13 protein-coding genes are annotated in these 15012 nt (G+C 36.9%); 5 read left to right on the forward strand and 8 right to left on the reverse strand.

Going from position 1 to position 15012, the window contains the following annotated elements; translation table 11 throughout:
- Nucleotides 1-392 precede the first annotated feature (392 nt).
- Entirely contained in the window at nt 393-674 is a 282-nt protein-coding gene (locus I6F53_RS18670) for a hypothetical protein (protein ID WP_197240754.1), read from the reverse strand.
- 296 nt (nt 675-970) lie between these two features.
- Nucleotides 971-1639 (reverse strand): hypothetical protein, encoded by a 669-nt coding sequence (locus I6F53_RS18675; RefSeq protein WP_197240755.1) that lies wholly within the window; start codon nt 1637-1639, stop codon nt 971-973.
- Nucleotides 1640-2048: 409 nt separating this feature from the next.
- Between I6F53_RS18675 and I6F53_RS18680 the strand changes: the two genes are divergently transcribed.
- On the forward strand, nt 2049-3362 hold the full coding sequence (locus I6F53_RS18680) for a M20/M25/M40 family metallo-hydrolase (RefSeq protein ID WP_197240757.1): 1314 nt from the start codon (nt 2049-2051) through the stop codon (nt 3360-3362).
- 102 nt (nt 3363-3464) lie between these two features.
- Here I6F53_RS18680 and I6F53_RS18685 read toward each other — a convergent pair whose 3' ends face one another.
- The 4 genes from I6F53_RS18685 to I6F53_RS18700 all read right to left on the reverse strand — a co-directional run bounded on the left by I6F53_RS18685 (nt 3465) and on the right by I6F53_RS18700 (nt 6882).
- The gene (locus I6F53_RS18685) at nt 3465-4262 is read right to left on the reverse strand and encodes a response regulator (RefSeq protein ID WP_197240758.1); all 798 of its coding nucleotides are present in this window, start codon (nt 4260-4262) and stop codon (nt 3465-3467) included.
- Nucleotides 4263-4414: 152 nt separating this feature from the next.
- Nucleotides 4415-5131, reverse strand: a complete 717-nt coding sequence (locus tag I6F53_RS18690) for an SIR2 family NAD-dependent protein deacylase (protein ID WP_197240759.1) — start codon at nt 5129-5131, stop codon at nt 4415-4417.
- Complete coding sequence (locus tag I6F53_RS18695; protein ID WP_197240760.1) at nt 5128-6144, reverse strand: Kelch repeat-containing protein; 1017 nt, start codon at nt 6142-6144, stop codon at nt 5128-5130. The genes I6F53_RS18690 and I6F53_RS18695 overlap by 4 nt, the downstream gene beginning before the upstream one ends.
- A 108-nt stretch (nt 6145-6252) precedes the next feature.
- Nucleotides 6253-6882 carry an NAD(P)-dependent oxidoreductase gene (locus tag I6F53_RS18700; protein ID WP_197240761.1) on the reverse strand — a complete coding sequence of 210 codons (630 nt, stop codon included), beginning with the start codon at nt 6880-6882 and terminating at the stop codon, nt 6253-6255.
- Between the two features lie 102 nt (nt 6883-6984).
- Between I6F53_RS18700 and I6F53_RS18705 the strand changes: the two genes are divergently transcribed.
- Complete coding sequence (locus I6F53_RS18705; protein ID WP_197240762.1) at nt 6985-7893, forward strand: LysR family transcriptional regulator; 909 nt, start codon at nt 6985-6987, stop codon at nt 7891-7893.
- A 52-nt stretch (nt 7894-7945) separates the two neighbouring features.
- Here I6F53_RS18705 and I6F53_RS18710 read toward each other — a convergent pair whose 3' ends face one another.
- Nucleotides 7946-8821 (reverse strand): diguanylate cyclase domain-containing protein, encoded by an 876-nt coding sequence (locus I6F53_RS18710; RefSeq protein ID WP_197240763.1) that lies wholly within the window; start codon nt 8819-8821, stop codon nt 7946-7948.
- A gap of 475 nt (nt 8822-9296) precedes the next feature.
- Here I6F53_RS18710 and I6F53_RS18715 point away from each other — a divergent pair, with 475 nt between their 5' ends.
- Genes I6F53_RS18715 through I6F53_RS18725 form a run of 3 tightly spaced genes read left to right on the forward strand, consistent with a single transcriptional unit; the run spans nt 9297 to nt 13917 of the window.
- Nucleotides 9297-11357, forward strand: coding sequence for a TonB-dependent receptor plug domain-containing protein (locus I6F53_RS18715; protein WP_197240764.1), 2061 nt, complete (start codon nt 9297-9299; stop codon nt 11355-11357).
- 9 nt (nt 11358-11366) lie between these two features.
- Nucleotides 11367-11894 (forward strand): YfiR family protein, encoded by a 528-nt coding sequence (locus tag I6F53_RS18720; RefSeq protein ID WP_197240765.1) that lies wholly within the window; start codon nt 11367-11369, stop codon nt 11892-11894.
- Nucleotides 11895-11898: 4 nt separating this feature from the next.
- Nucleotides 11899-13917: an EAL domain-containing protein gene (locus I6F53_RS18725; RefSeq protein ID WP_197240766.1), complete on the forward strand. Its 2019-nt coding sequence runs from the start codon at nt 11899-11901 to the stop codon at nt 13915-13917.
- 94 nt (nt 13918-14011) lie between these two features.
- Here the strand turns inward: I6F53_RS18725 and I6F53_RS18730 are convergent, their stop codons facing one another.
- Complete coding sequence (locus I6F53_RS18730; RefSeq protein ID WP_166421904.1) at nt 14012-14647, reverse strand: methyltransferase family protein; 636 nt, start codon at nt 14645-14647, stop codon at nt 14012-14014.
- Nucleotides 14648-15012 lie beyond the last annotated feature (365 nt).

Below are 15012 nucleotides of genomic sequence, written 5' to 3' on the forward strand. Positions count from 1 at the left end.
GAAATCGAAAGATTGAGTCATGTGTCACTCCTGTTTTCTTAATAATACTGAAATGACACAGATTTCTAAACACTACCTGTAGCAAAGAGAATAGTAGCCCACTGTTTCAGTTCACATTAACCACCTTGCCATGTGTTTTTTAGTCTCCGCCATTCTGTATGAATGAATCACAATAATACTCGGATACACCTTGCGCCTCACAATAACTTGAGCGTTTGTAATCGTTATATTTACTGACCAGGAAACCCAAAATGAATAAAAGTAGTACAGGTACAATTACCCACTGAATTAGTTTTTTAAATATAATTGATAAATCTGTATCTAAAATTGTACTTGAGCACGTTTTAATAATATCTCGAATTGTTGCCATTATATAATCTCAAATAAATAATTCAGGTATTTTTAGGGATGTCCAATATAGATTTAACTTCACCATATTCACACTCAACCGATATATTAATCGTATCCTGTTTTAAAATAAATTTAGTGTAATCAATGTATTCAGATCTGTACTTCTTCCCAACACCTTTAAACCTAAATGGTACAAGTTCAAATTCACCTTTATAGCCTGAATCAGTCAACTTCTTACAAGCCTCAGTAGCGGCTTCTTGTACAGAACCGTGCCTATCTTTTGAAAGATCAGATTCTGACATAATAAATGTAACTAGTTTCAACTTACCTCCTAACCTCGATTTGTAAAGTGAACCCGAAAACACATAACGAGACTATAGAATAACTCCAACATCCAAATTAAATTAAAAAGCGAGCTCCTGTAATCAACTCTAAGCGCTTCAAAAGCATTAGGTAATGCATTTTTTAACCCACAAAACAGGCTGTTTTTCTTAAAAAAGTAATTCTACAGCCTCAACGCCGCCTTAAGCGGTGAATAGCAGTTAGCTAAAATGTGAAACGAAGCGGAACGAGCCAACTGTTACGAAATTGACTATAAGACCCTGTTAATTATATATATTTAGCCATTAAATACAGCGATAAACTCAATGTTTTTATAAAATACCAACTTCATAATCATTTCAGGTTTATCTTCCGTAACCTGATAATAAAAAATATCTGGGTTATCACCATAAATTGGCATATCAGGAAAAAGCATTTTTGCAAATTGTTTGGTTTTAGCATTGTGATGATTCTGCTGAATACTTGTTGTTTGGAAGCCTTCTATTGGATTAACTACAGTTTTACCCGTTACTTTTCGCTTTAAATGATGAAAGTAAATCCCATTTGCTACTGCTTCTATCTGATTCATAAACCTTTGTCGATCAAGTGAATAAATACATGTTTCGAAAGCATTATTTTTATTATCAAGCAATGGAACTGGCGTAGAGTTTTTTAACAACTCAGTAAAAACGTATAGTTTTCTATCTAGAATCCGCTTCAACTTTAAATTTTGTAGGGAACCACTCCCTTTTTCAGCCGCCATACTAGATGCAAACGTTATTAGCATGAATTCATCATCTCGTGATTTAGCTGAGTTATGCTCGTCACATGAAGGAACTTTTATTAAATTTTTCCTAAAATTTTCACCAGACTCCAAATCTTTATTTTCAGGGAACAAGCATTTAGGAGGTACATGCTCTCCAGAGGTTTTTGGCCTATCACACATATAACATGTTTCTATAGTCAAAATTCACTCCGTTGCCAAAAGATAGTTAACAATTTATTCTACGACATTTTTCGTTTTACAAACCGACAAATATCCCTATTTAATACTAATTTCATCCTAACCATATAACAAACAAGTGTAAACAGTTAGTTAGCTTCGTCTTGCCTTCCCTAAATGCAGCAAAACTCCAAAACGAGGGAGATCAGTAATATCAGACGTATAGCTGATTAGTTATACTCGTTGATTATTAATTAACAAATCATATTTTAAATACCTGTGTTTAAACTAATAACGCGTTCACCCTATAACCCTTAAACTTGTAACTTGTTATTACTTATAAAATTAGTTAAAAATCACAATCTCTTTCTATTGAATCCTCTGTATTTTTACTTCATATTAAATACTCTTATTTCTCACTTATTATGCTGTTATGTCATTTTTAAAGTTTAGCCATGCACTTATCCTCACACTTGCTAGTACCTTGCCGCTTACAAGCCACGCGGCGCTTGATAAAAACGAGCGTGAAATAATAAAACAGGTCGATAAAAATATTCCCCAAGCACTTAAAGAAATAGAGCAAGCCGTAAATATTAATAGCGGTTCGCTTAATATTGAAGGTGTAAAAAAAGTAGGTGCGCTGACAAGCGAGCAGCTTAAATCCATTGGTTTTAAAGTAGAATGGCTTGATGGCAGTGCGTTTAACCGCGCAGGGCATGTATTAGCAACCCATGAGAGTGAAAACCCCGATGCAATAAAAATACTGATGATCGGCCATCTAGATACGGTATTTGCCAAAAACGATAACTTTACTACCTATAAACAGCTTGATGCCGATACAGCCAGTGGCCCAGGCGTTGCCGATATGAAAGGCGGTAACACGATTATAATTACTGCGCTTAAAAGCTTACAAGCCCTTAATTTGCTCGAAAATGTAAGCATAAAAGTATTATTGACTGGCGATGAAGAAAGCAGCGGCCGCCCGCTTAGCTTATCTAAACAAGCTATTGTTGATGCCGCAATTTGGGCTGACGTAGCGCTTGGCTATGAAAATGGCGATAACAATATAAAAACCGCAATGGCGGCGCGCCGTGGTTATACCGGCTGGACGCTAAACGTAACGGCAAATGCAGCGCATTCGTCACAAATATTTAGCGAAAGCGTTGGTTATGGCGCTATTTACGAGGCATCGCGTATTTTAAATGATTTTAGAGAGCAACTTGCCACGCAACCTAATTTAACATTTAATCCTGGGCTTATTGTGGGCGGTACCAATGCCGACTACGACAGTGCTAACTCGTCAGCAACGGCGTTTGGTAAAAGTAACGTAATAGCACAAACCGTGCATGTTGCAGGTGATTTACGTGCACTTTCGCCAAAACAATTCGAAAACGCAAAAAGGTCAATGCAACTCATTGCTAGCAACAGTTTAAATGGTAGTAAAGCTGAGCTTATTTTTGAAGATGGTTACCCACCAATGGCATTAACTGATGGCAATAAAAAGCTATTAGAATTGTACAGCGACGCAAGCCACGACTTAGGCTTTAACAAAGTAGTAGCCGCAAACCCACGTAATGCAGGCGCTGCAGACATTTCGTTTGCGGCAAGCCATGTTGATATGGCGCTTGATGGTTTGGGCTTAATGGGCAGCGGCGCGCACACTAAAAACGAAACAGCCGATTTAACCAGCCTTGATAAAAACATTAAAAAAACCGCATTACTTATTTATAGATTAGGAAAGCTGTAAGAGTAAATTTGCCTTAAAGGTAAGCGTAGGGAAATAATCATCGCCCTACGCTTAGCGTTATTTTTAAGGCATTATTTTAAGAGCTTGCTTTAAGGCCTTGTTTTAAGACATTATTTTAAACAATAAGTCTTTTACTGTTGCAGGCTCAAATGGTTTATCACAAATTGCATCAACACCTGCTTGGGCAATATTTGCTAGATGTGTTTCGTTAGCTTCTGAGCTCACCATTAAAATAGGAATATGCGAGTAGCTATTTGAGCTTCTAACGGCTTCGGTTAGTTCGCGTCCGTCCATTTCGGGCATGTTGTAGTCGGTTACTATTAAATCAAACGATTGATTATTTAAGTGCTCAATAGCTTCTTTGCCGTTTTCAGCTTCTACTGGTGCAGGTATTCCCATACCGGCAAGTACGCGAATAATGTGCTTGCGTGCAAAGGGACTGTCATCTACAACGAGCACCCGTAGTAATGTTACATCGAAATGTTCAAGCTCTACTTCTTCTTCACTAATTATGTCTAGCGTGGCTTTAAGTGCCCGTGTAATAGCGGTTGCACTAAAAGGCTTTGGTAAAATGGCTAATACACCCGATTGACGAAGTTGCTCTAAATACTTTTTATTTCGCTCGCTTGATACAAGCATAAACGGTTGATGCTCGGTGCTTGGGTTTGATCTGATTTTTTGCAATAAGGTGTCGGCTGTTCCATCGGCCAAATACATGGCGCTTATTACTAAATCTGGTTGGTATTTAATAAGCAGTGCTAATGTTTGCTCTTGTGTGGTTGCCGTTTCTACTTGTTTAACGCCACTATCTAATAACGATTTTATAATTATTTTTTGTTGAACGTCTGAAGGTTCTACTAAAAGTATTGATAAATTGGCTATTGCGGTTAAATCACTCATTTATGTCTCTTGTATATTATTATGTTTTTATAAAGCGATTGCTTTTGCTAATTAATATTATAGAACAACATGTATAACTGGAGAGATAAAAACTTTGCAAAATTGTAAATAACATTAAAGGTTGCGCGTTAAATACTCATAACGCGCTTACTTTAGTTGTTTTGAATGTACTCCAGTGCCGTCATTTTTTTATAGCTTACATTAGGGTGTAATATATGAGCTGGTTCGGGGTCTACAACTTCAATGGGAATGTTGTAATCGCGGGCTATTTCAATTGCCATTTGCGTAATATTAACGCTAAACGAGGTGCCCATAAATACGATTTTATCGGCGTTGCTCATACGCTTTTGCGCTTCGCTAATTCTATAAAGCTCGGTGTAGTACTCATCAAACAATAAAACAAAGGGTTTAAAAGAATGACTAAGCTCAGGTGCTTGGTTTTTAATATTAAACACTTCAAATAATGAGTTGTGCAAGCAGCTTTCATCAACGTTTTCCCACGGAGCGGTAAATGGCGTTACGTCGTCGCCTTGCTCATGAAATAAGGTCATTTGATCAAGCCTGCCATGAATAGCAATGTAGTTTTTATTACCTGCTTTACCATCAAGCCCATCTATGTTTTGAGTGATTAAGTTTTTATTACTCAACCAATGGTGCACGTCGTTTGGGCCATGGTTACGATACGTCGCAAAGCGATGGTAATACCACGCTAAAAACTCTTTAGGAGCGTTTTGGTACATTGCGCGTGTTGCCATTTCCATAGGCGTATAATTTTTACTGCCTATGGTCCAGTAACCATCCTCACCTCGAAATGTGGGAATACCACTGGCTGCGCTGACTCCCGCCCCGGTAATGTAAAGGGTGTTCATTTTTGAACCTCGTAACCGAGTACGTTAGCACTTACTTGCTGGTTATTATCAATACCGCCAATTCGGTATAAAACACCGTTGTGCTCAAGTAAACCACGGTGATCCATACTTTTTACGTCAACCGGTGATAAAACCTGCCATTCGTTTTTATCAACACTAAAGCGCCAAACATGATTGCTTGCTGGTGCAGGTTTACCGTCGTAGCCTATTGCACCGTAGTTATATGGGTTATTAGAGCCTGCCAGCATATAAATATTGCCGTTATAGCTGGTGGCTGCCATTCGATAGTGAGCGGTGCCCGTTGGGTGTGGCAGCGTGCGCCAATCTATTTTTTGTGGATTAGTTGAATCTATAGAGCCTTTTAAGCACTGTGCTACGCCTGCAAACGAGCGACGCGAATCAGGATTAGCTTGTGTTTTAACACCATCACAAATAACAATGGTATTACCGCTAATCGCAGCGGCTTGGCCAAATACAGGCTCTCCTAAAAATGGCGAGGCTTGTTGCCATGTATTATTTTGTGTGTCGTACACTTGTACTAAATTTACGTTGCCGTCGTTATGCCAGCCGCTAATTAAGTAAATGTAACGCGCTTTATAACTTAGCGCTACGCTGTCGTCTACGGGTACTGGCATGCTCGCAAGGTGGGTGTAAGTATCTTTTATTACGTCGTACTTATATACGTCTGGGCTTGAAACTTCAGTATGATCCTCTGCTACCGTATAGCCGCCAAACACATAGGCGTACTCACCTAAACCCACTGCGGTACTAGCTAAGCGCCCTTTTAGTGGCAAACTTGAAGGCACGCCAGTTTTAGATTGCCACTGTGAATCGCCAATTTTAAGCGCCCACACTTTGTTATGCACTGACGAATGCTGTTTATCGCGGCCCAGCCCCATAAAGCTTAAAAAATAGGTTTGGTTTTGTGCTGTTACTTTAGCTACCGCATTATTGGCAACAGGCTCTGGTAAAGCGGGAAGACTTGCTAACGCAAGGGAAAAAATAAGGCTCATAAGGCAAATAATTTAATAAAGATTAATATACTCAGATTAAATTATTTTAGCCTTATGAGCCAGTATTGTTATATCTAAATAATCAAACGCTTTTGATTGATAATTAGGCTAGTAGGCAATACTAATATGCTGATTTACATGCGCCGCATTTTGCGCTTCATCAACCATTGCTGTTGCGTAATCAGTGACCGAAACTTTGCTTTCGCCTGCGTCATTAGTAAAAAATGTATTGTTGCCAATACGGTAATCGCCTTCATTATCACCCGGATAAATAATTGCAGCAGGGCTTACAAACGTCCACGAAGCAGAGCTAGTTGTTGTTTTAAATACTTTAAGTGCTTCACCTTGTGCTAGCGCTTCGGCTTTATATTCATCAGGAAACTCTGGTGTTGATACAAGCGTAACTCCAGGTGCTACTTCTAAGCTACCTGCACCACCCACCCACAATAAACGTGTATTAGTATTATTAAGTGCGTTAAGTAAACGCTCTGCTGTTTGCGCTACAAGTTCGTGATTGCCACTTGCTCGACCGCCTACCGAAGCAATAACAACATCAACGCCTTCAAGTACTGATGCAATGCTATCTTGGCTTTGTAAATCAAATACACGAACGGCTGTGTTATCAGTTACTTTTGCGGCATCGCGTACAATGCTAATTACTTCTAAACCACGTTTAGTTGCTTGTTGTACTATTGTGCTGCCAATCCAGCCTGTTGCGCCTAAAACTGCTATTTTCATTATCGTTTCTCTATCTGTTAAGTTGATAAAGTTAGTTTACTTGCACTACTTAAAGTGATAAATACACAGTTAAGACATATATTAGTTCAAAGTAAGTTACCAATGGATAAAATAACCGCAATTACGAGTTTTGTTGAAGTTGCCCGCTGTGGCAGCTTTACTAAATCAGCCGAGCATTTAGAGTTAAGCCGTTTACAAGTAACTCGCCATGTACAAGAAATAGAGCAATGGCTTTCACTCAGGCTATTTCATAGAACCACACGTAAAGTAAGCTTGACCATTCAGGGCGAAGAAGCACTTATTTACTGCCAACAAATACTCAGTACGGTGTCTGATTTACAAAGCAGAGCGCATAGCCATAATAATGAGCTGGTGGGCACAATTCGAATCGCCTCTCCTATTGGGCTTGGCCAAAACTTGTTATTTGATATGGTGGAGCAATTTACTGCTATTCATCCTCAAACTAATATTCAACTTGTACTTTCGGATAACTTGTCGCAATTGGTTGATGAACGTGTTGATGTGGCGCTGCGTTATATTGATCAACCTAGTGAGCAGCTTATTGCGCGTAAACTCATGCATATAGATAGTGTGTTATGTGCATCAAAAACCTATTTAGCTAAATCACCTTTGCTAAACGAGCCACAAGATTTACTTAATCATAATTGCTTAGTGCATAGCAGCGCGGCTAAATGGCGAATATTATCGAGTAAAAGTAATGAACAAATTGACGTAAGTGGCAATTTGCAATCAAACGAAATGACCGTATTAGTTAAAGCTGCAGTTAAAGGAATGGGGATTGCTAATATTCCATGCGATTTAGCTAATCCTTATTTGAGGAGTGGCGAACTCGTTGAGGTTTTACCTGAGTATTACTCACCAGGGCATAATTTATGGGCAGTTTATTTATCAAGAAACTACCAACAAACTGTTGTAAGAGCATTTATAGATTTTTTAGCACAGCACTGGCAAAGTGATATTAAAAATATGGCGACAAGTAAGATACTGTAGCGAAAGGTGTTGTGGTCATGAGTTAGTTTAAGGTGAAAAATCAACGTCGGTATTAAGGTAAATAGGCTACGTTGTCTAGGCCTCGTTGTTTATTTTTGTACATCGCTTGGTCAGCATGTTTTATAAGTTCGTGATCTGTTTGACCGTGCTCGGGGTAGTTTGCAATACCAATACTAGGTGAGATATTTAAGCTTAATTCATCAAGTGTAAATGTCGCTTTAAATTGGGCAAGCAATTTTAATTTTATAAAGTCAGCCTCGGTTAGTGATTTTAAATTATCTAAAATAATCAAAAATTCATCTCCCCCTAAACGCCCAACTGTATCGTACTCTCTAATGACACTAGAGAGCCTAATAGCAATGCTGTGCAATAGTTTATCTCCCACACTATGGCCGTAAGTATCGTTAACAGCTTTAAAGCCGTCTATGTCGATAAATAGTAATGAAAAAAATGAATCGTTTCTTTGTGCTTTTATTAGCGTGCTTTGCAATCTATCCATTAATAACGAGCGATTAGGTAAGCCGGTAAGTACATCGTGGCCTGCCAGATAATACAATTGTTCTTCCATTATTTTACGCTCAGTTATGTCGTGCGCTACAGCAATTCTTACTTGATGTTGCTCTGACCAACGAACAGACCATAGTATATGAACTATTTGACCATCTTTCCTTATCCATCGGTTTTCAAAGCGAGGGTTTACCGTTTCGCCAGACAATAGCGTAGCTACAGCGTTATGTGTTTTATAATGATCACCTTCGTAAACATAGTTAATCATTTTTTTGCCAACAACTTCATCTGCCGTATAACCAAAAATTTGCTCAAATGCGGCACTGACAAAAACAAATGTGCCTTGTTTATCTACCACACATACGGCATCAAGCATTAAATCGAGAACTTCTTCTACATTAATTAATTCATTTTTCATCATACTTTGGTGCCTTCAAAGCAAAACCAAGCGAATTTAAGTATTCTATATACCTTTAATAAAAGCAAAGAGAATTAAGTACTCAACAATAGTTAATTTAACGTTACATTAAAATTTTATTTTTATGCCACTCTCTCTACCTTTATAAAAACATGGTCTAAAATATTAATGACCTAAAAGTGCTTTTAAATCCTTCTAAAATAGACTAACTTTCAACTTATATAACTGATAGCTATCAGTAACTTCCTCTTTGCTTACTCTGCTGAAAATATTTATATGAAGGCTGTATACTTTATTTCCAGATTTTTTTTACAATTCGTAACGTGTAATAAAAATTTAATAACTACAAAATTGATTTGTTTGATTTAATCGTAATTATACTTTTACATTGCTAATATATGTTAACATTGTGTGATATCACATGTTTTACAAAAACAATGACTGTTTTTGATTTTTTGATTGCGCTGGAGACTTTTGGGTGAAAATATCACAACGTTTATTTTGGCCGTTACTTTTTGTTTGCCCACTTTTAGCGGCTGAGCCGTTTGAAGACGAAGACCTTGATCTTGATGCTTTAATGGGCATGGATGTGCAAGCAACTTCTGCAATGAAAAGAGCGCAATCAGCATTTGATACCGCTTCATCTATTTATGTTTTAAGTAAAGAACAAATTACTAAATCTGGAGCAACCTCTGTTCCCGAAGCACTCAAAATGGTGCCTGGTTTAATTGTACGCCAGCTCGATAACAACCAATGGGCTATTTCATCAAGAGGCATTGCCTCTCGTTTTTCAAGCAAACTGTTAGTAATGATTGATGGGCAAAGCTTGTATACCCCAAAATTTGCGGCAGTTTACTGGGAAACCCTAAACGTGCCTTTGTACGATATTGAACGCATTGAGGTAATACGCGGGCAAGGCGGGTTACTTTGGGGAAGTAATGCAAATAATGGCGTTATTAATATTATCACTAAAAATAGTATTGATACTCGCGGTGGATACGCAAATATAACCACTGGTAACCAAATAAATGCTGATGCAAACCTTCGCTATGGTGGAGATATAAGTAACAAAGGAAGTTACCGAGTTTACGGCCACTTAAAAGATGCCAATGAGTCAAAAAAAGGAATTTCACTCACTCCAAGCGATACAACCAAGCAAAATTCTTTAGGTTTTAGGGCTGACTTTACCCCTAGTGATGAGTGGTCAGCACTACTTCAAGGCGATATAACTCACTCAAAACTTGGCCAAAACTATCGAGGCGTTATAGATGAAACCAACGCAAACATTGCATTTTCGGATGATTTAAAACGAACAGACTCACGCATAATGGCAAGGTTAGAAAATAGAATGTCGCCAGATGCAAACCAGATGCTACAAGTTTCTTGGCTTAAACAAAATGGCTCTCAAAATTATATTAAAGAAGACTTTCAATCGATAGATATTGATTATCAGATGAACTTTATATATCAATCTCTACAACTAGATTGGGGCTTAAACTACCGATACAATTCTATATCTTTCGCAGAAAGCGTATTTTTAGATAGTGATAAAGACTTCGATAACCTCACACAATATGGTGCACTTGTCCAAGCTCAGTACAATGTGATTCCTGATACCCTTGACTTTATTATTGGTACTAAACTTGACCATAACGATTTAACTGGGTGGGAAAATCAACCATCAGCAAGACTTATTTATAAGCCAGCCGACAACAACATTGTATGGGGTGCTGTATCACGAAGTGTTCGAACCCCTACTCTAATTGAGTTTAACGATAACTTTAAAGTTAATGGTACAAAAGTAATAAACCTAGCGGGTATCAGTTCAGGCTTTGAACAAATAGACAACTATAGAATTCCAACATACCTAAATGGTAATGACAATGTTAAGTCAGAAAACTATCTATCGTATGAATTAGGCTACCGATTTACAACTAACGACTGGTCGTTAGATTTATCGTCTTATTATACTGATGCTAAAAATGTAGCGGTTATTGATATGAATACTCATGCTGAGCAATTCATTCCTATACTCGATTTATTTCTAGCAGGGAGAATTCCAGAAGTCTTTCAAGCACTAACAATGACTCGCTTAGATTTAGACTTTGCATCTGTAGCAGACACAACCACTAAAGGGTTCGACCTAGTTGTATCATGGCAACCAGTTGATAACCTCAATACTGAGTTTGGCTATAGCTATACTGACTATAATTACGACTTACCTCCAAGAGTAGAACCGGCTATCGGCTATGACTCTAAAAACAGGCAGTTATTTGTAAAAGCCGATTATACATTCTTAGATGACCATAATGTATTTGCGACATTACGATCAGTAAACTCCAATGCATATAACACCGATAATTACACAACGTTAGATATTAGTTGGAATTGGCAGGCTACTCCAGTGTGGTCTACTGCAATTTCAGGTAAAAACCTATTTTCAGGTTCACATATTGAGTACAACAATACGCGCGAAACCTATACATTACCGAACTATATTGATGAATGTATTACATTCACTATTTCAGCAAATTTCTAAGTTAATTAGATGATTAAGTTAAGAAGTCTAATTCACAGTAGCTTAATAACATTGACACTTTTTAGTGCCAGCGTTAGCGCTGTTGAAAAAGAATACATGTTAAAAGCAGGTTTCTTATATAACTTTGCACGTTTTGGACACTGGGATTATCAGTTAGAATCCCTTAATGAATTTACTATTTGTAGCCCTGATAAATACTTTATTAATGTGGCTAATACCGCTTTAAAAAATCGCACGATAAAAAACTTACCTCTATACAACAAATTAATTACTCTTGATGAAGTTTCAACTTCTGCGTGTAACATGCTATTTATTACCTCGGATACATTTGCTCAATGGCAAAACATAACTCCTTTAGATCTAAAAAATATTATGGTCATTGGTGAAACAGACTCATTTATTGAAAATGGCGGCCATATCAAATTCTTTCTTTCCAGTGGTAAAATTCGCTTTGAAATTGCACCACAACAGCTTAAAGATGCAGGCATTACTATGAGTTCAAAAGTACTACGCCTAGCCCGCGTTGTAGAAAGGTAATGTAATGAAAAAACTATTTTCACTCAATACAATAAGTAAAAAATTATTATTCATCTTAATGAGTGTTGCACTTGTATCAACCGCGACAGTAACCATTGTATTTAGTGCTTATGAGATCAGCAGCGCTAAAGAGGAGCAAATAGAAAGCTTAGGTTCTCTGTCAAAAATGCTTTCACCCAATATAACTACCGCACTTATGTTTGACGATATAGACGCAGTACAAGAACTTATAAACCCAATACTGATGCGAGCAGATGTCATTAGTATAATGGTAATGAGTACGACTGGTGAACAATTAGCTATTGCACACTCCGAAAATACACAAACAGAGCAAAGCATTGAAGTTAATACTTTGCTTCAACTTGATATGTATAATTATGGTGTGTTAAAGATACGTGCTAACGACAGCTACATTAAAGAAAGAATCACTTTTTATACCAAGTTTATAATGATCCTGATGGTATTTACCTTTGCGGTTAGCCTTATTTTGTCTCTTTTATTAAGACGTAAATTTTTAAACCCCATTTTATATTTAGCACAAACAGCCAGTAAAATAACCACATCACATGACTATAGTTTACGCGCAGAACAACTATCACAAGATGAAGTCGGACAGTTAACATCTTGTTTTAACGATATGTTATATAACATCGAAAAAAGAGAAAACTCATTAGAAAATCAAGTAAGGCTCCGTACTAATGAACTTGAAAATGCAAATATTCAGTTGCAACAATATGCCTACCAGGACGGGTTAACCGATTTACCAAATAGACGGTATTTTTACGAGAAACTACAAAGCTTAGTAAGTGTTGAAGGAATGAAATTCGCACTTATATTTATAGATTTAGATGGTTTTAAAGAAGTAAACGATAGCCTTGGCCATGATTACGGGGATTTATTATTACATCAAGTAGGAGCCAGGCTTCAAAGCTGTATAACAAGTAAAGATACAGTAGCTCGTTTAGGCGGAGACGAATTTACATTAATTTTAGAGGGTGTAAACAGTCCAGATGAAGCATCAAAAATTGCCGAAGCTATAAAAAACAGCTTAATGCAGAGTATTAAAATAAAAAAAGAAACGGTATTTGTTACTGCAAGCATAGGTTTAACGTTTTTTCCTACTGATGGTTCAACAGTAGAAGAACTCGTTAAACGTGCGGATCAAGCGATGTACTTGTCTAAAAATAAAGGTCGAAATCGCTACGAGTTTTTCTCGTATACTATTGAAGAAAAAGCCACAGAAAAACGTCGCCTAATAGAAGAAATACGCATAGCAATAACTCATAATCAATTTGAATTATATTACCAACCTATATTTTCAATTGATGGACAATCAGTGCCAAAAGCTGAAGCCCTTATTCGTTGGAATCATCCTGACCGAGGCCTAATAGGACCCAATGAATTTATACCCGTCGCTGAAAAAAATGGGTTAATAAACGACATCGGTCAATGGGTAAAATCTCAAGCGATTCAAGATACCGTTCAATTTAACGTTTTGAGTAAAAAAACAATTCAAATAAGTGTAAATACATCACCGCTTGAAATTGATCGTGCAGGTTGTTGGGTGGATGATTGGATTGCAGCAAGTAGGGAATATCAGCTGCCTGCAAAAACTATATTAATTGAAGTAACTGAAAACACACTAATGGATCCAGACTCGTCAATACAGCGACAATTAAAACGGTTGAGCGCCATTGATATAGATATAGCTATTGATGACTTTGGTGTTGGATACTCTTCTCTTGCATATTTACAGCGTTTAGATATCGATATTTTAAAAATAGATCGCTCGTTTATCAATGACCTTGAATCTAATGATAATAGTATCGCTCTCGTTAAAGCAATTATTACTATGGCACATAATTTAGATGTTATGGTTGTTGCTGAAGGCGTAGAAACACAAAAACAATACGATCTATTAAAGCAGCTTGCTTGCGATTATATCCAAGGCTACATTTTTTCAAAGGCAGTTTCTAAAAAAGAGTTTATTAAAAAATATATAGAACAAAAAGAAGTTATCTAGCTTATGCCTGTTATGCTGAAATTTATTAATCCAACATGGAGCAACCCACTAACTCTTTAATTTAAATCCTATATATTTAGAGTTTAATCCCAAGCTATAACCAACGAGGCACAAGTTGTTTATACTCTTTGTATTGTGTAGAAAAACGATGAGCTAAATGAGCCTCTTCAACTAACGTTTGTCTATATATAGCTGCAAAACCAATAACTAAACAGGTCAAACTGAATACACTAGGTAAAGCTAAAAAGAAGCCGACCTGCGCTGCTACAACACCTAAGTACATCGGGTTTCTAGAATATTCATATAGCCCTGATGTTTTAAGCTCATGCGGTCCCTTGGGATCAATTCCTGAGCGCCAAAGTGCTGCCATATGAAAATGTACAAACATCGTTAAAATAAAGCCTGCGGTCAATAATACATCACCGAATAATACACCTGGCCAGCCATTCAGAATTGGGAATAATCCAAGATAACTATCTAACTCAGGTACAAACACCCTAATTACACATACAAACCAAATAGCAGCTCTGAAAAATTTAAAAACCATATGGTTCCACCAACTAGTACAGTATTTATCACCGGGATAAATAACGCCTGATGGTGTATCTCGATTTTTATAAATAATTCTAAATGTATAAAACCCCGCAACAAAAGTATAAAAAATAGCTAAGTAAATACGTGTAAATTCAACTAGCGAAGTAGAGTCATCTAAAAATGTTTCATAGGGCATCTAGTTACAGCTCACAATCATTATTGGTAGTAATTTTAAAACAACTAACTCAATAAATTTTAGTTATAAGGTCATGAAATTATATTAGTATTCATTGCCTTCATAAACAAGTTAAGTCAGAGGTTTGTTAACGAGTAATCATTAACTAATACCATTAATTTAAAATAACTTTGATTTATGAGGATCTCATACTTTTTATATAATACCAATCTGCTTATATATTTGAATTGATATTATTCACTCATATTTTTACATTCTATATATGCAAAAAAACGACTATTTCGGTTACCCTCTCTGTCAGACTAGTTGTCGCGCTTAATATTTAATCATTAAAATTAAGTAGAGGGCGTGGAAAAACAATGCCA

The organism is Pseudoalteromonas sp. SWN29 (assembly GCF_015864465.1).
Lineage (GTDB): Bacteria > Pseudomonadota > Gammaproteobacteria > Enterobacterales > Alteromonadaceae > Pseudoalteromonas.

Bases quoted from the DNA above. Each gene is read 5' to 3' on its own strand.
- I6F53_RS18720 (WP_197240765.1), top strand. From the start codon at position 11,367: ATGATTAAGTTAAGAAGTCTAATTCACAGTAGCTTAATAACATTGACA.
- I6F53_RS18710 (WP_197240763.1), bottom strand. From the start codon at position 8,821: ATGATGAAAAATGAATTAATTAATGTAGAAGAAGTTCTCGATTTAATG.
- I6F53_RS18700 (WP_197240761.1), bottom strand. From the start codon at position 6,882: ATGAAAATAGCAGTTTTAGGCGCAACAGGCTGGATTGGCAGCACAATA.
- I6F53_RS18725 (WP_197240766.1), top strand. From the start codon at position 11,899: ATGAAAAAACTATTTTCACTCAATACAATAAGTAAAAAATTATTATTC.
- I6F53_RS18705 (WP_197240762.1), top strand. From the start codon at position 6,985: ATGGATAAAATAACCGCAATTACGAGTTTTGTTGAAGTTGCCCGCTGT.
- I6F53_RS18680 (WP_197240757.1), top strand. From the start codon at position 2,049: ATGTCATTTTTAAAGTTTAGCCATGCACTTATCCTCACACTTGCTAGT.
- I6F53_RS18695 (WP_197240760.1), bottom strand. From the start codon at position 6,144: ATGAGCCTTATTTTTTCCCTTGCGTTAGCAAGTCTTCCCGCTTTACCA.
- I6F53_RS18730 (WP_166421904.1), bottom strand. From the start codon at position 14,647: ATGCCCTATGAAACATTTTTAGATGACTCTACTTCGCTAGTTGAATTT.
- I6F53_RS18690 (WP_197240759.1), bottom strand. From the start codon at position 5,131: ATGAACACCCTTTACATTACCGGGGCGGGAGTCAGCGCAGCCAGTGGT.
- I6F53_RS18685 (WP_197240758.1), bottom strand. From the start codon at position 4,262: ATGAGTGATTTAACCGCAATAGCCAATTTATCAATACTTTTAGTAGAA.